Annotated in this window: 16 protein-coding genes; 8 read left to right on the forward strand and 8 right to left on the reverse strand. The window is 64.2% G+C overall.

All coding sequences use genetic code 11. The features are described 5' to 3' along the window. Positions 1–123 precede the first annotated feature (123 nt). From H6X51_RS07785 to H6X51_RS07800, 4 genes are all read right to left on the reverse strand, one after another. Positions 124–2,139, reverse strand: a complete 2,016-nt coding sequence (locus H6X51_RS07785; RefSeq protein ID WP_185266979.1) for a methyl-accepting chemotaxis protein — start codon at positions 2,137–2,139, stop codon at positions 124–126. 136 nt (positions 2,140–2,275) lie between these two features. After that, positions 2,276–3,097 (reverse strand): regulatory signaling modulator protein AmpE, encoded by an 822-nt coding sequence (ampE, locus tag H6X51_RS07790; RefSeq protein WP_185266980.1) that lies wholly within the window; start codon positions 3,095–3,097, stop codon positions 2,276–2,278. Continuing rightward, positions 3,097–3,672: a 1,6-anhydro-N-acetylmuramyl-L-alanine amidase AmpD gene (ampD, locus tag H6X51_RS07795; RefSeq protein WP_185266981.1), complete on the reverse strand. Its 576-nt coding sequence runs from the start codon at positions 3,670–3,672 to the stop codon at positions 3,097–3,099. Before ampD ends, ampE begins: the two co-directional genes overlap by 1 nt. Before the next feature lie 85 nt (positions 3,673–3,757). After that, on the reverse strand, positions 3,758–6,067 hold the full coding sequence (locus H6X51_RS07800) for a DUF1631 domain-containing protein (RefSeq protein WP_185266982.1): 2,310 nt from the start codon (positions 6,065–6,067) through the stop codon (positions 3,758–3,760). Positions 6,068–6,325: 258 nt separating this feature from the next. Between H6X51_RS07800 and nadC the strand changes: the two genes are divergently transcribed. Next, positions 6,326–7,174, forward strand: a complete 849-nt coding sequence (gene nadC, locus H6X51_RS07805) for a carboxylating nicotinate-nucleotide diphosphorylase (protein ID WP_185266983.1) — start codon at positions 6,326–6,328, stop codon at positions 7,172–7,174. Here the strand turns inward: nadC and H6X51_RS07810 are convergent. Together H6X51_RS07810 and tesB are read right to left on the reverse strand one after the other, a co-directional pair. Next, a complete protein-coding gene (locus H6X51_RS07810; RefSeq protein WP_328795634.1) occupies positions 7,137–7,781 on the reverse strand; it encodes an HAD family hydrolase in 645 nt (214 codons plus the stop codon). The genes nadC and H6X51_RS07810 overlap by 38 nt on opposite strands. Further along, positions 7,756–8,628 carry an acyl-CoA thioesterase II gene (tesB, locus tag H6X51_RS07815; RefSeq protein WP_185266984.1) on the reverse strand — a complete coding sequence of 291 codons (873 nt, stop codon included), beginning with the start codon at positions 8,626–8,628 and terminating at the stop codon, positions 7,756–7,758. Before tesB ends, H6X51_RS07810 begins: the two co-directional genes overlap by 26 nt. A 554-nt stretch (positions 8,629–9,182) precedes the next feature. Between tesB and mbhE the strand changes: the two genes are divergently transcribed. The 7 genes from mbhE to H6X51_RS07850 all read left to right on the forward strand — a co-directional run bounded on the left by mbhE (position 9,183) and on the right by H6X51_RS07850 (position 16,297). Beyond that, entirely contained in the window at positions 9,183–11,846 is a 2,664-nt protein-coding gene (gene mbhE, locus H6X51_RS07820; RefSeq protein WP_328795635.1) for a hydrogen gas-evolving membrane-bound hydrogenase subunit E, read from the forward strand. Next, positions 11,846–12,238, forward strand: coding sequence for a sodium:proton antiporter (locus H6X51_RS07825; RefSeq protein ID WP_185266986.1), 393 nt, complete (start codon positions 11,846–11,848; stop codon positions 12,236–12,238). The genes mbhE and H6X51_RS07825 overlap by 1 nt, the downstream gene beginning before the upstream one ends. Further along, positions 12,235–13,728 carry a proton-conducting transporter transmembrane domain-containing protein gene (locus tag H6X51_RS07830; protein WP_185266987.1) on the forward strand — a complete coding sequence of 498 codons (1,494 nt, stop codon included), beginning with the start codon at positions 12,235–12,237 and terminating at the stop codon, positions 13,726–13,728. The genes H6X51_RS07825 and H6X51_RS07830 overlap by 4 nt, the downstream gene beginning before the upstream one ends. After that, complete coding sequence (locus tag H6X51_RS07835; RefSeq protein ID WP_221627274.1) at positions 13,728–14,225, forward strand: Na+/H+ antiporter subunit E; 498 nt, start codon at positions 13,728–13,730, stop codon at positions 14,223–14,225. The genes H6X51_RS07830 and H6X51_RS07835 overlap by 1 nt, the downstream gene beginning before the upstream one ends. Continuing rightward, positions 14,215–14,544: a monovalent cation/H+ antiporter complex subunit F gene (locus tag H6X51_RS07840; RefSeq protein WP_185266989.1), complete on the forward strand. Its 330-nt coding sequence runs from the start codon at positions 14,215–14,217 to the stop codon at positions 14,542–14,544. The genes H6X51_RS07835 and H6X51_RS07840 overlap by 11 nt, the downstream gene beginning before the upstream one ends. Next, positions 14,541–14,882, forward strand: coding sequence for a monovalent cation/H(+) antiporter subunit G (gene mnhG, locus H6X51_RS07845; RefSeq protein ID WP_185266990.1), 342 nt, complete (start codon positions 14,541–14,543; stop codon positions 14,880–14,882). The genes H6X51_RS07840 and mnhG overlap by 4 nt, the downstream gene beginning before the upstream one ends. A gap of 167 nt (positions 14,883–15,049) precedes the next feature. Next, entirely contained in the window at positions 15,050–16,297 is a 1,248-nt protein-coding gene (locus tag H6X51_RS07850) for a TIGR03862 family flavoprotein (RefSeq protein WP_185266991.1), read from the forward strand. Here H6X51_RS07850 and pdxH read toward each other — a convergent pair. Next, positions 16,294–16,935 (reverse strand): pyridoxamine 5'-phosphate oxidase, encoded by a 642-nt coding sequence (gene pdxH / locus H6X51_RS07855; RefSeq protein ID WP_185266992.1) that lies wholly within the window; start codon positions 16,933–16,935, stop codon positions 16,294–16,296. The genes H6X51_RS07850 and pdxH overlap by 4 nt on opposite strands. 76 nt (positions 16,936–17,011) lie before the next feature. Next, the gene (locus H6X51_RS07860) at positions 17,012–18,184 is read right to left on the reverse strand and encodes a serine hydrolase domain-containing protein (protein ID WP_185266993.1); all 1,173 of its coding nucleotides are present in this window, start codon (positions 18,182–18,184) and stop codon (positions 17,012–17,014) included. Positions 18,185–18,202: the final 18 nt, after the last annotated feature.

Genomic DNA, 18,202 nt, shown 5'->3' on the forward strand with positions numbered 1-18,202 from the left:
GTAAGGCCGGAAGCCCCGATTGCCCCTCCACCCTGACAGGTCCATTTTGGACCTGTAGGAAAACCATACAAGCCCCGCCCCGGGGCGATGGGAGCTTGCCGATGACTGGCGCCCCCACCCCACTCACACCCGGAATGCGCTGATGATCTTCTGCAGTTCGCTGACCAGTTCACCCATGCGGCCGCTGGCCTGCTCGGTACGCCGGGCGCCATCGGCGGTGCGCTCGCCTGACTGGTTGATCTGCACGATGTTCTGATCGATGTCGTGACTGACCGCCGTCTGCTGTTCGGCGGCGGCGGCGATCTGCTGGCTCTGATCGACGATCTGGGTGACCGCACGCAGGATGTTGTCCAACGCCGACTGCACCTTGAGGGAGGAATCCACCGCCTCACCGGTCATGCTGTGGCTGCTGCCCATCGCCTTGACCGCTGCGCCGACCCCATCCTGCAACCGGGCGATCATCTGCTCGATCTCCTGGGTCGATTGCTGGGTGCGCTGGGCCAGGGTGCGTACCTCATCGGCCACCACCGCGAAACCACGCCCCTGCTCACCGGCCCGTGCCGCCTCGATCGCCGCGTTGAGCGCCAGCAGGTTGGTCTGCTCGGCCACGCCCTTGATCACGTCCAGTACGCGACTGATGGAAGCGCTGTCCTCGGCCAGGTTGTTGATCACCTTCACCGAGTTCTCGATTTCACCGGCCAGCTTCTCGATGCCATCGACCGAGGATTCCACCATGCGCCGGCCATTGGCCGTTTCGTTGTTGACCTGCTCGGCGTTGGTCACCGCCAGTGCCGCGCTGCGCGCCACTTCCTGGGATGTGGCGGCCATCTCGTTCATCGCGGTGGCCACCTGCTCGATCTGGCTGCGCTGGGCTTCCACCGCCTGGCTGCTTTCAGCGGAAATACCCACCACCTGCCGCGACTGGTCGCTGACCTGCCCGGAGGTCTGGCTGACATGCCGGATCAACCCCTGGATACGCTCGATGCTGCCGTTGAACTCTCCCGCCAGGTTGCCCAGCTCATCACGACTGGTCACCTTGACCCGACCGGTCATGTCACCGGCCGCCACCTGGCGCATGGTCGCCGACAACTCTTCGATGGTGCGCCGGGTAGCCATGTAGAAGCCCAGGTACAGCCAGACGATCAGCAGTAGTATGACCACCAACGCGCTGACCAGGATCAGCATGGCGCGCTTGCCCTCGCCCAGCCGCTGGATCAGGTCGTTCTCGAGATAGTCCAGAATCGCTTTGCTGAACTGATGAGTCTTGGCCATTTCCACGCTGATCCGCTGGAAGTAGTTGTCCCAGGTGTCGTCATAGGTGGAAGCCAGGATGATTTCTTCTTCGAAGATCTCCAACGCCCGCTCCAGCGACTCGCTGCTGGCCGCCGCCGGGGCACGCAGCGATTGCAACTCCGGTTGCTGCAGGAAGGATAGTGCCTGGGCGTAATTCGCCGACAGGCGTCGGATATCCTCCAGCACGTTGTCCATATGCTGGCTGGCATCGGACATCAGGTAGCCAAGCCCGATGGAGTAGGCTCCTGTAGCCCGGCCCATACCGACCGCCGAGGTGATCTGCGGAGTATGGTTGACCAGCAGGTCGGTCAACTGGCGCACATTGCGATCATAATCGTGGGACAGGCCGCTGTAGGCGGCGCTGAAGATCAGCAGCGAGAGCAGGTCGGCATGCGCCTGGGTGGACATCTGGCCGCGATTGCGCAGCGAGGCGCTGCTGATACTCTGGTATTCGGCCACCAACTCATCGCGCTTTTCGATCAGCTCCGCCGCCTCGGCATCCGAGCGGTTCAGTGGCAGGCCCTCCAGGCCGCTGATCAGCCGTTTCAGCGCCTCGCCGCTACGCTGCTCCAGCTCGGCACCGTGCTCCCCAACCCCCAGATGAAAGGCGGCTATGTCCAGCCCACGCAGCCTTTCCGCATCGTCGATCAGTTGGGTGACCTGCCGCAACAGTTGCATGGAATCGAGCGCATGCCGGGAGACCTGCACCCGGTCCCACGCCTGGTTCACCAGCATGCCGCTGACCACGATCAGGGGAACGAAGCACAGGGCGCTGATCAGACAGAATTTCATGGCATAACCGAGTCGGTTCATCAATGCCATTGCGGGTGCCAATAGACTGTTCAAGTGCGTCTCCTTGTCGAACCTGCTCCGTGTCGTCACACAGGCTGGCTTCTTGGAATAATTGTGCTGTTTATATCGCGCTGGATGTGGCCGGCGTTGTGTCCCTTATCGGCCTGACGCAGGTTATCTTTAATACTTGCTAGCCCAGCATGGACAGAAAGGCGATCACCACCGCCCAGGTCAGAATGGCCCGAACCAGCAATTGCCGGGTATCGCTCAGCGGCTCCTGCTGGTCAGGGTCAGAGACCGAGTCAGGCTCCGGCACCAGCGCCGCCCGGGCGCAGCGGTTGACCAGCTCACCACCCGCCAACTCCCAGTCGGCAGCCAGGCTGCGCAAGGTTCGCAGAGTGGTATCGAACTGACCTACCAGGGCGAAACTCAAGGCCAGCAGGCGGGCCGGTATCCACTCCAGAGCGTGTACCAGTGTTGCGGCGGGCCGTGCCACCGGCCGCCCTTCCCGTCGGCAGGCCAGCTCCAGCAGCCGATAGCCCAGTGCACCCAATGGCCCGAGCAGCAGGTACCAGAAGGCCGGTACGAAATAATCCTGCAGGCTGGCGGTCACCATGCGCCCACGCACCGCGGCCAGCAGGTCGTCGGCGTGCTCGGCGGTGATTCCCAGTTGCTGCTCGGCGACCAGAGCGGCGGCGGCCTGGTCGTGACGCTGCCAGGCCGCCAGGAAATCCGCATTCATTCCGGCCAGCGGGTCATGCCGACCAACACTCAGCAGCAGGACACCGACATGCAGCACCAGAGTGAACAGGCCATAGGCATGGCCTTCCAGCACCCAGAGCAGCAACCATACCGGTACCAACAGCGCCAGGAGGACAAGCGCACCAGCCCACGCCCGGTCGCTACCGGCAGCCCGGGCCACCCACGGCTGCAGCACATCCCGCGGGTAGCCGGTCCGCCAGGGTGTCCATAGCAGAATCATCGCCACCAGCAGCAAAACCAGGAAATTCATCAGCAGCTCCCATCCTTCAGTGCATTGTCGGTCACGTCATGCAGATAGCGTGGCCAGTCGAAACAGGGTCCCGGGTCGGTCTTGCGTCCGGGGGCGATATGCTCGTGGCCGGTGATCCGCTCGCGGGTGATCAGCGGAAAGGCCTGTTGCAGGGTCCGGGTCAGTGCTATCAGGCTGGCGTACTGGGCATCGCTGAAAGGCTGGTCGTCGGTGCCTTCCAGCTCTATGCCAAGGGAAAAATCGTTGCAGTTGTCGCGCCCGTCGAAGCACGACTGCCCGGCATGCCAGGCCCGTTGCAGGCAGGAAACGAACTGGGTGATACCGCCATCGCGCTCGATGAGAAAGTGCGCCGAGACCCGCAGATCGGCGATACCGGCAAAGTAGGGATCAGCCGCGGGGTCCAGGGCGCCACGGAAGAACTGCTGCACACAGCCAGTACCGAACTGCCCTGGCGGCAGGCTGATGTTATGGATAACCAGCAGCGAAATGTCCATACCGGCGGGACGCTCGTTGAAGTGCGCCGATGGACAATGGGCTATTGCGCTCAGCCAGCCAGTGGCGGCGTCGATCTGCATGGACATCCCTACCCCGATAGCGAAAACGCTATGCTAGGGTCTGTTGACGCTTCATTGCAAACTGCGTTGCTGCGCGGTGCAAATATCAGATCTTGCTGTCGCGCAACTGACGCAGGTTGCCGATGACCGACTCCAGTGCCCGGTCAAACAACTGGTCATCGGCCAGCAAACGCACCAGCCCCTGCTCATGGTGCTGGATCAGCGCCTGACGGGTGAATTCGGCCACCTTCATGCCTGCCCGATTGACGAAGATATACTTGCCGCTGAAGCTGATGATGGCTGCCAGCTTGCAACGCTGCGTGGGCTTGTCCGCCAGCCCGGACAGCTCGAACCAGCTGCCGGCATGCAAACCGTCCACCCAGGCTGCCGCCTCGGCGTTGGGCAGGTCCTCGACCAGCAGGCTCGGCTCTTCCTCCTGCACCGCCAGCACCGGCTCATCGATGCGTACCAGGTCGGTAAGTACCGGGATATCGTCGTCGGGCGGCAGTCGATAGGCTGGCGCCGGCTCGGCCAACGCCATGCCGGCATCCTGCCCGGCCCCGTCGGCACTGGTGCCCAGTACGGGCTCCGCGGGCTGGACCGGGGGTGCCAGCGCCGCCTGCTGCAAAGCCTGCAGCTGAACCAGCTGCGGCGATCCCTGCGGTTGTTCCTCGCCGATCAGGCTCAGGCCCTCGCCCAATGCGCGGCAGACCTCGGTATTCAATGCCAGGCGTGAATCACGTTGCTCGCCCGCCACCTCGAGGCCCTGTACCACCTCGATGCTCTGCACCAGTTGCCGGGCGGTGAGCACCGCGCCGCGCCAGGCGGCGGAGCTTTCGCCCTCGCGCAGGAACGCCAGCTGCAGCACCTGGCTCCAGGTGTCGCGCAGCAGATCGACGATGAATACCGGCAGCGTCCGCCCCAGCATCAATTCGTTCAATACCCTGGCCGCCTTGGCCCGGGCCGCCTCGACCCGGGCGCGCCCCTCTTCGGCATCACGGGTGCGCTGTTCCAGACGCTCCACCCGGCGCTGCTCGATGCGTACGAAGCCGGCCAGCTCCTCGTGCATCTGTTCGAAGAACGCCGCATCGGCCTGCTGTTCACCCAGCAGACGCTCGACCATGCGCTCGAGCAGCGCATGCAGCTGGTCGCGGCGCAGATCATCATGATCGCTCCAGCCCATGGTCGCGCGCGCCAGCTCGTTGAGCAGGCGCCTGGCCGGATGCGAGGAGCGGTTGAAGAAACTCTTGTCGGCTATCGCTACCCGCAGGATCGGTAGCTGCATGCGGCCGATCAGCGCCTTGAGCGCCGCCGGCAGTTGATCGTCATCCAGCACCACGTCGAACAGCATCGATACCAGGCTGATGACGTCGTCGTCCACCCGGTCGAGCTTGCGCACCTCACCGGTCTGGCGCTGCTGCTCATGCAGTTGCCGGTCGATATGTCCGCGCAACTCGCGCAGCGTGGCGCCCGGGCCGGTTGCCTGCATGGCGGCGAAACCACTCAGCATGCCGAGCAGCTCGTCACTGCGTACCGGCGGGGCCGACGGTGCGCCCAGGGCGCTGAGCGCGATATCACCACTGGTATGTCGCCAGCTGCTGATCAGTTCGCTGAACAGCGACAGCACCTGCTGCTCGGAACCCTCCGGCATGGCTGCTGCACCCTGCTGGGCACGTGGCGCCGCGGAAGCGGAGGAACGTGGACGTTGCACCGCCCCCTGCCTGAGGTCGGGCAGGATGCCGGCATTGATCAGCAACTCGTTGACATCGATGTACAGCGAGTCGATGGAATTGAGCACATAGCGCTCGAACATCTTGAGGATGATCAGCCGTACCTTGATATCCAGGTTCAGCGGCGCGCAGCTGTCAGCGAACAACTGCACCATGTGGGCCGGTGCCAGGGGATTGCTGGCCTCATCCACCGGGGTTTTCACCAGACTGTTGAGGCGCAGCGCCAATTGCCCGAGGCTGGCCTGGTTGCGGGCGTTGACCCGCCCCACCATGCCGTCGAGCGCCACGGTCTGCTCCATTTCATCGGGCTGTACCAGGCTCAGGCTATCGAGATCGAAGGTCACCGGCGTCTCGCTGGTGGCCGGGCGCCCGTATTGCAGGCTGCCGAATTCCCGGTCCAGGCCGTCGCAGCAGCTTTTTTCGATGGCGTGGCGTTGCAGACGCAGCAGGCGCATGGCGTCGAAGAACATGCTCTGGTCGGCATTGCTGCCGGCCCGGTCGGCCTTTTCGAAGAGGGTGTCGTCGGCGTTGTCGAACAGTTCACTGAGCCCGACCCGCAGATAGGTCAGCGCCCGGTCGCGCACCGCCGCCAGGGGGGCGGACAGCGCACCGTGACGAATGGCTGCGTTCTGCGGTGCGGCGGCGGCAACGGAGGCGAGCGAAACTACCTTGTAATCCTTGGACATGCCATCTCTCCGGGCAATCAGTCTGTCGCTGAAATAGTGCCACGCCTGTGTGACGACTTTCTGGCGTCAAATTGGCGATAGTATACATCCTTTCGACAATTCATCAGCATCCCATTCCTTGCTGAAGCTCACAGTTCTGCAATACAAAACAGGACAATGTCTCATCGCAAACGGTGGTCGTCGCAAGCATATCGCCCGCCGTGTCGCTGCGCATCGGGTATACTTCCTGGCTTTCAGCGACCCGCAACGGAGCAACCCATGCCGAATATCACCCTCGACAGTCTGCAGTCCTCCATTTCGGAAGAGGTACGTCGTGCGCTGGCCGAGGACATCGGCAGTGGCGATATCACCGCGGCACTGATTCCGGCCGAGCGCCAGGCGCAGGCCACCATCATTTCCCGCGAGCCGGCGATCCTCTGCGGCACCGCCTGGGCTGACGAGGTGTTTCGCCAGGTCGACCCGCGCATCCAGGTGCAATGGCTGGCTGCCGACGGCGACCGACTGCAGCCGAACCAGCCGTTCTGCAAGCTCAGCGGCCCGGCCCGTGGTTTGCTCAGTGGCGAGCGCTGCGCGCTGAACTTCATCCAGACGCTGTCCGCCACCGCTACCCGCAGTCGCTACTTCGCCGACCTGGTCGAGGGCACCGCAGTCAAGCTGCTGGATACCCGCAAGACCCTGCCCGGGCTGCGCCTGGCGCAGAAGTACGCGGTCACCTGCGGTGGCTGCCACAACCACCGCATCGGCCTGTTCGATGCCTTCCTGATCAAGGAAAACCACATCGCCGCCTGTGGCGGCATCCAGGCCGCAGTCACCCAGGCCAGGGCCCTGAGCCCGGGCAAGCCGGTGGAGGTCGAGGTGGAAAGCCTGGATGAACTGCGCCAGGCACTGGATGCCGGCGCCGACATCATCATGCTCGACGAGCTGAGCAACGAGGACATGCGCACCGCGGTGCAGATCAGCGCCGGCCGCGCCAGGCTGGAAGCCTCCGGCGGCATCAACGAAAGCACCCTGCGCGAAGTGGCCGAGACCGGTGTCGACTATATCTCCATCGGCAGCCTGACCAAGGACATCAAGGCTGTGGATCTGTCCATGCGACTGAGCATGTAACCCGCCTTAGATACGCCAGCAGCGCGTGGCAGTCGGCGACATGCAGGTCGGTCAGTTCCGGCCAGGCATTGTCCGGAAAGACCAGGCAGGTGTGGCAGCCGGCAGCGCGGCCGGCTTCCAGGTCGAAACGGAAGTCCCCGACCATCACCGCCTCGCTGTGCTGCAGCTGCCAGTCGGCCAACAACTGGTGAATGCCATCCGGCGCGGGTTTAGGCGGTGCGTCGTTGCGCCCGAGGATATGTTCCGGCGCAAAGCAGTCCAGCACGCCGATGCGCTCGAGCGACGCCATCGCCACCTTGCGCAGGTTGCGCGTCAGAATACCCAGGCGCATGCCACTGTCATGCAGCTGGCGCACCAAATCGGCGGCGCCCGGCGCCGGCGCCACCTCGGCAGCCAGGCGCAGCTCGATGGCATCGAGCCGGGCGTTGAGCTGCTCGCGCTCGGCAATTGGCAGACGCCCCAGATGCTTAAGGATGTCTTCATCGGCGGGAATGCCCAGCTCCCGGCGAATCGCCGGAAAGTCATGCTGGGCTACCGTCAGGGTGCCATCCAGATCGAATATCCAGCCACGCGCCTGCACGTCACTTGCCTTTCTGGCTGCGATCACGCATCAGCGATTCCTGGACCACCGAGGCCACCAGTTCACCGGCGCGGTTGTACACCAGGCCGCGGGACAGGCCGCGCGCGCCACTGGCCGACGGGCTGTCCATGGCGTACAGCAGCCAGTCATCCATGCGCAGTGGGCGATGGAACCAGACCGCATGATCGAGGCTGGCCACCTGCATGTGCGGCGACCAGCTGGAGATGCCATGCGGCAGCGCGGCGGTGCCGAGCAGGTTGAAGTCCGAGGCGTAGGCGAACAGGTAGCGATGCAGGTGGTCGTCATCCGGCAACTGGCCGTCGGCGCGGAACCAGATGTACTGCTGGGGTTCGCTCGGCTTCGGATTGAACGGGTTATAGCCATTGACCCGGCGAATCTCGATGGGCTTGGGGCACAGCACGCTGTCACGCACGGCGTCGGGCAGCAGATGCTGGTTTTCCAGGCAGATTTCCAGCTCGTTCTTCAGGCCATCGGGGCCCGCCACCTGCGGCATCGGCGATTGATGGGAAACACCCCGCTCCTCGCCATGGAAGGATGCCATCAGGGTGAAGATCGCCCGGCCCTTCTGGATCGCACTGACCGTACGGGTAGTGAAGCTGCCACCATCACGCGGCGTCTCGACCTGGTAGACGATCGGCAGGCTGGCATCGCCCGGGCGCAGGAAGTAGCCATGCACCGAATGCACCTTGCGCTCGGAGGCAACGGTCTGACTGGCTGCCGACAGCGCCTGGCCCAGCACCTGACCACCGAACAGCTGGCGAAACCCCAGGTCCTCGCTACGGCCGCGGAACAGGTTTTCCTCGATCTTTTCCAGGGCCAGCAAGCTGACCAGATTATCCAGCAATTGGGTCATGACGAATCCTCGACTACCTGGCGGCCCGCAGGCCGGGGCGAACAACATCGGGTGCGCGGCAGAGTGTCGCACCGGAGAAAGGGAGGAATTCTAAACCCGCCGGCACAATTCTTACAGTGTTTGCTTGTTAAGGAATCGCTGAGCCAATCCGTTACCTCAAGGGTCTTATGCGCAGCAGATGCTCAATAGCATCAGCTTGGCTCCGGACGACCGGGCACAGATTCCAACTGTGAATGGCGAGTCGCAAGTTACCAGGTAATGTCAGATTCACCCTCCCAAACCTCGTCCCGGGTAGGAAAATTACTTCAAATTACTACAGAACCAGCAGTTTTCCCCTCTTATTTATAACCCCGTCCCAAGAGTTCTCATCTGTGAATTCAACCGAGGCTGTCAAGATGTTGCCCCGCCCGTATCTTGTGGTAAGTAAATGCTCTACCAAACTATAACGGAGATAACCGGCCCATGTTGAGTTCCATCCGTACAGGGTTGTGGGTATGCATGTCAGTTTGCTAACCATTGCTCTCAATGCCTTGTTGGCGCCCTGGATCTGGCGCGTGTCTCCGCGTCATGCCGGCTGGTTGCTGGCGCTGGTGCCGGCGGCCTGCTTTGCCTGGTTCGTGGCGGCCATTCCGGCGGTGGCCGCGGGCGAGGTGCTGACTGCCAGCATTGCCTGGGTGCCGGCCCTGGATGTGGCCCTGACCCTGCGTCTGGACGGTCTGTCGCTGCTGTTCGCCTTGCTGATCACCGGTATTGGTGCGCTGATCGTGCTGTATTCGGCGGGCTATCTGCACGATCATCACCATCTCGGGCGGTTTTACGCCTACCTGCTGATCTTCATGATGGCCATGCTCGGCCTGGTGCTGGCCGATGACCTGATCGCCATGTTTGTATTCTGGGAGCTGACCAGCGTGGCTTCCTATCTGCTGATCAGTTACCAACACGAGAAGGGCGAGTCGCGCCGGGCTGCGCTGCAGGCGCTGTTGATTACTGGCGGCGGTGGCCTGGCGTTGCTGGCCGGTCTGGTGTTGCTGGGCATCGCCGGTGAGGCCTGGCAGTTCTCGGCACTGGAGAAGGGGGTCGTTCAGGCTCACTCGCTGTTTCCGGCGATCATGCTGCTGGTACTGGTGGGTTGTTTCACCAAGTCGGCCCAGTTCCCGTTTCATCTGTGGTTGCCCAATGCGATGAATGCGCCGACCCCGGTGTCGGCCTATCTGCACTCGGCGACCATGGTCAAGGCGGGTATCTACCTGCTGGCGCGGTTGAATCCGGTGCTCGGTGGTGGTGCCGGCTGGAGTACCATCCTGATCGGGCTGGGCGCGCTGACGGCAGTGCTGGGGGCGGTGCTGGCGATACGGCAATACGACCTCAAGCGCATGCTGGCCTATACCACGGTGACAGTGCTGGGGCAGTTGACCATGCTGATCGGCACCAACACCACGTATGGTCTGCAGGCCTTCGTGCTGTATCTGGTGGCTCACTCGTTCTACAAGGGCGCGCTGTTCATGGCGGTGGGCTCGATTGATCACTCCACCGGCACCCGGGATCTGCGCCACCTGGGTGGCTTGATCAAGCTGATGCCGATCACCGGTTTTGCTGTTGGACTGGCGGCGTTCTCCAACGCCGGCCTGCCGCCGTTCTTCGGTTTTATTGCCAAGGAGTTCAAGTACACCGGCCTGATGCAGATGGGCAGTATCGGCTGGACTGTAACTCTGGTGATGATTCTGACCAATGCCTTGCTGGTAGCGGCTGCGGCGCTGATCTTCTTCCGCACCTTCCTGGGCAAGCGTGGTGACTGGCCGGGTCATCCACATGAGGTGCCAGCCTTCATGTGGCTGGGGCCGCTGCTATTGGCGATTGGCGGCTTCGGCCTAGGGGCCTGGAATCACTGGCCGGAGACCTGGCTGGTCAATACCGCGGTGCAGAGCGTGGCTACCGGCCCGGTCGAGGTCAGCCTGTACCTGTGGGGTGGCATAACCCCGGCGGTGTTCGCCAGTGTCCTGACACTGGGGCTGGGGGCCTGGTTCTACTTCCATGCCGATCAGGTTCGCCATCTGGCGACTCGGCTTGGCAAGGCCTGGAACTACAGCGGCGACCTGCTCTGGGACCTGCTGCTCAACCGGGTATTCCAGGTGGCTGGTTGGGTGGCGCGGCAGTTCCAGCATGGATCGTTGCGTCTGCACATGGCGCTGATGACGCTGATGATCAGCATCAGCGTGCTGGGCTGGGCGTTGGTGGTCGGTGTGCAGCCATTCTCGGCCGAAAACCTCTCGGCCGTTACCGTACCGGGCGTGATTGGCTGTCTGCTGGCCCTGGGCGGGGCCGCAGGTGCCGCCTTCATGCCCGGCCGGCTGGTGCTGGTGGCCTCACTGGGTGCCAGTGGCCTGGGGCTGGCCTTGTTCTTCGTGTCGATCAACGCACCCGACGTGGCACTGACCCAATTGATGGTCGAGACCCTGACCGTGGTGTTCCTGGCCATGGTCCTGCGGCGCCTGCCGATGGTCCCGGCCAGCGGTTCGCGCTATCGCCGGGTCAGTATCTGGCATGGCGTGGTTGCCGTGGTACTGGGGCTGACCGTGACGCTGATGATCATGACCGCGGTCAGTCAGCCGTTGCCGGGCGACCTGGCCGAGTGGTTCCTGACCAACAGCCTGCCCGGCGGCTACGGCAGCAATGTGGTCAATGTGATCCTGGTCGATTTTCGCGCCGTGGATACGCTGGGCGAGATCGTCGTGGTGGCGATTGCCGCACTGGGCGCGGCGACCCTGCTGGGCGCCGGGCAGGCGGCCGACCCCAAACCCAAGGGCCTGCCGGAGTTCGGCTCGGTGCTGCTGCGCCAGGGCATGCGACCACTGGCGGCGATTCTGCTGCTGGTGTCGCTGGTGATCCTGTGGCGTGGCCACAATCTGCCGGGCGGCGGTTTTATCGGTGGTCTGGTGGCTGCGACCGGTTTCACCCTGCTGGTGGTGACCTTTGGTCGCGGTATCCGCCGTGGGCTGGAACGTATCACCCCGCCGACCCTGATTGGTCTTGGCCTGGCCTGTACGGTTGGCGCCGGGTTCTTTGGCCTGGCCAGCGGTTTGCCGTACATGAGCGGGCACTGGGTGGAGCTGGCCGGGATCAAGCTGGGGACACCGCTGTTGTTCGACATTGGTGTGTTTCTCACCGTGTTCGGTTCGGTGATGCACATGCTGCGTAATCTGATCGGGAGGGCTGGCTGATGGAGTGGATTGCCGCCATTACCGCCGGCATCATGGCCGCGCTGGGCGTGTGGATGATGCTGGACCGCCACTTGATGCGAGTGGTGCTGGGCATTGCCGTACTGGGCAATGCGATCAATCTCGGGGTGCTGACCGCCGGGCGTTTCGCGGGTGAGCGAGCGGCCTTCGTGTTTGGTAACGAGGCCGTGACCGATGCTGCCAACCCGCTGCCCCAGGCGCTGGTGCTGACCGCGATCGTGATTGGTTTTGCGCTGTTCGTGTTCGCCCTGGCGGTACTCAAGCGAACCCACGAACTGCATGGTGACAAGGATACCGACAAGGTCAGTGCGGCCACCGAGCAGCCGGCTCCGGATCACAACGAGGATCACCATGAGCCGGAGGGCCGCGCATGATGAATATCCTGCTGGTCCTGCCTGTGGTCATTCCGTTGACCACGTTGTTGCTGGGCCTGTTGTTCAAGCGCCGTCATGCCTGGGTGTCGTTCATCAGCCTGAGCGGCAGTCTGGCGCTGCTGGCGGCCGGGGCGTGGCTGGTGATGCTGGCTGCCCAGGGCATGGTGCTCAGCGGTCAGATGGCCAACTGGGCGGCGCCCTACGGCATCAGTCTGGTGATCGACCGGCTGTCTGCGGTGATGGTGGCGATTACCGGGGTGATTGGTCTGGCAACCCTGGTATATGCCCATCGCCAGCCGATGCCAGCCGATTTTCTGCGCGATGTGCACCTGTTCGTTCAGGGCCTGCTGGCCGGTATCTGCGGCGCCTTCATCACCGCTGACGTGTTCAACCTGTATGTCTGGTTCGAGGTGCTGCTGATCGGCTCGTTTGCCCTGATTGCCCTGGGTGGTGGCGAGCGCCGGCTGGCCGGAGCCATGACCTATCTGGTACTGAACATGCTGGCGACCCTGATGTTCCTGCTGGCTGCCGGTCTGGTCTATGGCTCCACCGGGACGCTGAACATGGGCGAGCTGGCGCTGATCTTCCGCGCCGAGCAGGCCAGTTCCGGGGCCTGGCTGGGCGTGATGCTGATGCTGCTGTCGTTCGCGGTAAAGGCGGCGCTGTTCCCGTTGTTTGGCTGGCTGCCGGCCAGTTATCACGTGGCCTGGACCCCGGTATCGGCGCTGTTCGCCGGGTTGCTGACCAAGGTTGGGGTGTATGCCCTGATCCGGATGGTGACCTTGCTCTGGCCGGAGCCGGGGATGGTACATACGGTGCTGCTGTGGGTGGCCTGCGCGACCATGATCATCGGGGTGCTGGGGGCGGCGGCGCAGACTGAGGTGCGGCGGATTCTGTCGTTCCATATCGTCAGCCAGGTCGGCTACATGGTGCTGGGGCTGGCGCTGGCCACGCCGCTGGCTCTGGCTGGCGCGGTGTTCTATCTGATTCACCATATCGTGGTGAAGGCCAACCTGTTCTTCGTCGGTGGCGTGGCCGCGCGGCTGACCGGTTCGGAGCGTCTGGCGGCGATGGGCGGGCTGTATGCCAGCAAGCCACTGCTGGCGGTGCTGTTTGCGATTCCGGCGCTGTCGCTGGCCGGGATTCCGCCGTTGTCTGGCTTTTGGGCCAAGTTCGTGCTGGTCAAGGCCAGTCTCGATGCCGGGGTCTGGGTTGCTACCTTCTTCGCCCTGCTCACCGGGATCTTTACCCTGCTGTCGATGAGCAAGATCTGGAACGAAAGCTTCCTCAAGGCCCATCCGCAACCCGAACAACTGGGTGTTGCCGGCGACGGGCCGCGAGGGGCCTGGCTGACCATGATCGTGCTGGCGGCGATCACCGTGCTGATCGGCTTCGGCGCCGGGCCGGTGATGGAGTATGCGGTGGCCTCGGCCGAGCAACTGGTCGAGGCGCCGGCCTATCTGCAACTGATCGAACGGGGAGCTGAATGATGGTTTTTGTCCATCTATTGCTGACCAGTCTGCTCAGCCTCGGATATGACGGTGCGACGCTGGCCAGTTGGCTGCTGGCGTTCGTGCTGGTCTATGTATTGCTGAAGCTGCTTGGCCTGCTGCTGCCGGTATGCCGGGTCTATGCCATGCGGGTCGAGGCCGGGGCGCGCTTCGTGCCCTGGTTCACCTGGAAGGTGTTCAGTGCCTCGCTGGATGTAGCGCTGATCGTGATCAACCCGCGTCGGCAGGTCAGCTCGGCGGTGGTGCAGGTCAAGCTGGATACCCGGGACCGTCGGCTGGTCACGGTTATCGCCTGTCTGCTGACGCTGACGCCGGGTACCCTGGCGCTGTCCTACCGGCCCGGCGAGTTGTTCGTGCATGTACTGGATACCGCCTCGGCCGACCCGGTACAGCAGGCGATTCATGACATCGAGTTGCGCTTGATGGCCTGGGTCTATCCCATGGGAGGCAAACCGGGAGGCAAACATGACGGTTGAACTGGCGGGTGCTTTTTGGGTGCTGCCGTTGGCTGGCGCCATGCTGGTGATCAGCACGATATGTGTTATGTGGCGGCTGTTGGCTGGGCCCAGCGGCCCGGATCGAGCGGTGGCGATCGATGCCATGACTTTGATCGGGGTGGCCGGGGTCGGGGTGATCGCTCTGGTGCGCGGGCAGGCAATGCTGCTGGATGTGGCCATTGTACTGGCGATCGTCAGTTTCCTTGGCAGTGTGGCTTTTGCCCTGTTGTTCAAAGGCACCCATCACAGCGATGACCCGCATGACCAGCCGCCGCAGCGTGGGGAGGGTGGGCTATGACCTTCTGGTCCGTTGTGGCGTCGGCGCTGGTTCTGCTCGGGGCACTGTTCAGCCTGCTTGGAGCGCTGGGGGTGTGGCGTCTGCCGGATGCCTATACCCGCATGCACTCGGCCAGCAAGGCCGGTGCACTGGGCGCTATCCTGGTACTGCTCGGGGTGCTGTGCGCCACGGACGGGCAACGCTGGTTCGCGGTGCTGCTGGCGATCACGGTGCTGCTGATCACGGCACCGTTGGCCGCCCACGCGATTTCCCGCGCGGGCCACCGGGCCGGGGTCAAGCCTCTGGTCGGCCCCTTGGGCGATGCGTTGGAGCGGGCAGGCGGGGATCGGGATCACTGATCTGTCTTGCTGGGGGAATATGCAAGAACCTGGCGGCCCGGGTAGCGACAGTCGGGCGGACCCTGCGAATTCATCAGTGCTTCCCCAATGCCGATTGACGCAGCGGCTAGGGCGGCGCCAATCATAGTTTGCGGTACACTGCACGGCAATTCACTGCGGAACCCAGCATGACTCCATCCTCCTCTTGCAGCCGGCCACTAGTTGCCGTCATCGGCGGTGGCCCGGCCGGCCTGATGGCCGCCGAACAGCTGGCCCAGGCCGGCCTGCGCGTGGCGCTGTATGACGCCATGCCCTCGGTGGGACGCAAGTTCCTGCTGGCAGGTGTCGGCGGCATGAACATCACCCATTCCGAGCCGGCCGAGGCGTTTGTCGGCCGCTACCGCGAGGCCGCCCCCTGGGTCGGCGAATGGCTGCGGCAGCTGGATGGCCCGGCGCTGCGCGACTGGATACATGGCCTGGGCATCGAGACCTTCGTCGGCTCCTCCGGTCGGGTGTTTCCCACCGACATGAAGGCCGCGCCGCTGCTGCGGGCCTGGCTCAAGCGCCTGCGCGACAGCGGTGTGCAGTTCCACACCCGCCACCGCTGGCAGGGCTGGGACGCGCGGCAACAGCTGTCGTTCATTACTCCGGACGGACGACCGCGACAGGTCAATGCCGATGCCGTGGTACTGGCACTGGGCGGCGGTAGCTGGGCGCGGCTCGGCTCGGATGGCAGCTGGACAGCGCTGCTGCGCGAGCGCGGCATAGCCGTGCGCGAGCTGCTGCCGACGAATTGCGGCTTCACCGCCAACTGGAGCCAATACCTGCGTCAGCGTTTCGCCGGCCAGCCACTGAAGCAGGTCATCGCCCGCTTCACCGACCTCGATGGGCAGCCACATGAACGCCGCGGCGAGTGCATCCTCACCGAACAGGGATTGGAAGGCAGTCTGATCTATGCGCTGTCCGCGCCACTGCGCGAGCAGATCCAGCGCCAGGGGCACGCGGTCCTGCAACTGGACCTGGCCCCCGACCGCAGCCACGCCCAGCTGGCTGCGCTGCTGGCCCAGCCGCGCAAGGGGCAGTCACTGGGCAATATCCTGCGCAAGCGCGCCGGGCTCGATGCGCTGAAAAGCGCCTTGCTGCATGAGTGCCTGGACAAGTCGCAACTGACCGATGCCGAGCAGCTGGCTGGCGGCATCAAGGCGCTGAGCGTACGCCTGCTGGGCACCCGTCCGCTGGATGAGGCGATCAGCAGCGCCGGTGGTGTCATGGCCCAGGCGCTGGATCAGCGTTTAATGCTCAGGCAGCTACCCGGGGTGTTCTGTGCCGGGGAAATGCTCGACTGGGAAGCGCCCACCGGCGGCTACCTGCTGACCGCCTGCTTTGCCAGCGGGTTGGTGGCGGCGCGGGGCGTGGTTGACTGGCTGGGTAGCTAGGGCGCCAACCGCTCACGCAGCCACTGGCCATTGTCCAGCCGATAACGCAGCCGGTCATGCAGGCGGCTCGGGCGGCCCTGCCAGAATTCGATCATCTGCGGCACCAGGCGAAACCCGCCCCAGTGCGCGGGTCGGGGCGGTGCGCTATCGGCGTACTGCGCCTCGATCGCGGCCAGACGCTGCTCCAGCGCTTCGCGGCCGCTGATCACCTGGCTCTGCGGCGAGGTCCAGGCGCCCAGGCGGCTGCCCAGCGGGCGGCTGTGATAATACACATCCGACTCCTCGCCACTGACCTGCTCGACCCGCCCCTCGATACGCACCTGGCGCTCCAGGTCCGGCCACCAGAAGGTCATCGCCGCCAGCGGATGCGCCAGCAACTGCTCGCCCTTGGCGCTCTGGTAGTTGGTGAAGAACACGAAGCCGCGGGCATCGAAGCCCTTGAGCAACAGGGTGCGCAGGTGCGGCTGGCCGGCGGCGTCGACGCTGGCCAGCATCATCGCATTGGGCTCGGTGGACTCGACCTCCACCGCCTGGCTGAACCAGGTGCCGAACAGGGCGAAGGGCTCATCCGGAGCCTGGCTTTCCAGCAGCCCGTCACGGGTGTAGTTACGGCGCATATCGGCAATGCTGAGCTTCATTCATGTGCTCCTGAAAACGATAACCATGATTTTAGCACCAGGCGGCTCAAGACCCATTGACCCCGGACAAGGATATCTACCGGCTCGCCTGCAGGCAGCGATACACCGCCCTGCTCAGCTCACCGGCGCGCGGGTCGGTCAGCACATAGGGGCCCATGGTGTTGGTCACATAGCCGAAGCCGACCTGCGCATCGGGATCGGCAAAGCCCAGCGCGCCACCGGCACCGGGATGCCCGAAGGCATTGGCGCCCATGCCGAAACTGCCACCCTGCCAGTCCTGCTCCAGCATCACGCCTAGGCCGAAGCGGGTCGGGCAGCGCAGGGTACGGTCCAGCCCGGCACTGTGTTCGCGGCGCATCAGCGCGACCAGTTCGGTATCCAGCAGGCGCGCCTCGCCGAGCTGACCACCGTGGGCCATGACCTGCCAGAAGCGCGCCAGCGAGCGGGCATTGCCGGTACCGTTGGCCGCGAGGATCTGCGCCTGCTGCCACTCCCGCTTGTTGGTGCTGTTCTGCAGGCTGCTGGGGTTGGCGAAGGCCTTCCAGCTCAGCCCCTCGGCATCGCCCATCGCGGCGAACAGCGCCCGGGCGTATTCATCCCCGTACTGGTTGCGCAGCCGGGAGACATGGGCGATACGGGGCAGATCGGCATCCGCCACGCCGACATGAAAATCCATGCCCAGCGGTTGGCACAGCTGCTCGCGCAGATAATCACCCGGCATCTGGCCGGTCAGCCGGCGCAGCGGCTCGCCGAGCAGCCAGGCATAGGTCAGCGGTGCATAACCATGGCTTTCGCCGGGCGTCCACCAGGGCTGCTGGGCGGCCAGCGCGGTGGTCATCGCCTGCCAGTCGAACAACGCCTCGGGGGCCAGCGGCGCACTGATCGCCGACAGTCCGGAACGATGGCTGAGTATCTGGCGCAGGGTGACCTGCTGCTTGCCGGCCTGGGCGAACTCGGGCCAGATATCCGCCAGCGCATCATCCAGGCCGATACGACCGGCCTGTACCTGCTGCAGCAACGCCACTGCGCCCAGCGGTTTGGTACAGGAAAACACATTGACCAGGGTGTCCTGCTCCCAGACCTGGCTGTTGTCCTTGTCGGTCACGCCATGCCACAGGTCCAGCACGGTGTCTTCGCCGACGGTGACGCACAGCGCCGCACCACGGGCCTGCGGGTCGCTCTGCTGTTCGGCGAACAGCTGGCGAACGGATTCGAAGCGGGGGTCGAAATAGCCTTGTACTTGGGTCATGTGAGTTCCGTCATCCGA

It is taken from the genome of Halopseudomonas xiamenensis (assembly GCF_014219065.1).
GTDB classification, from domain to species: domain Bacteria; phylum Pseudomonadota; class Gammaproteobacteria; order Pseudomonadales; family Pseudomonadaceae; genus Halopseudomonas; species Halopseudomonas xiamenensis.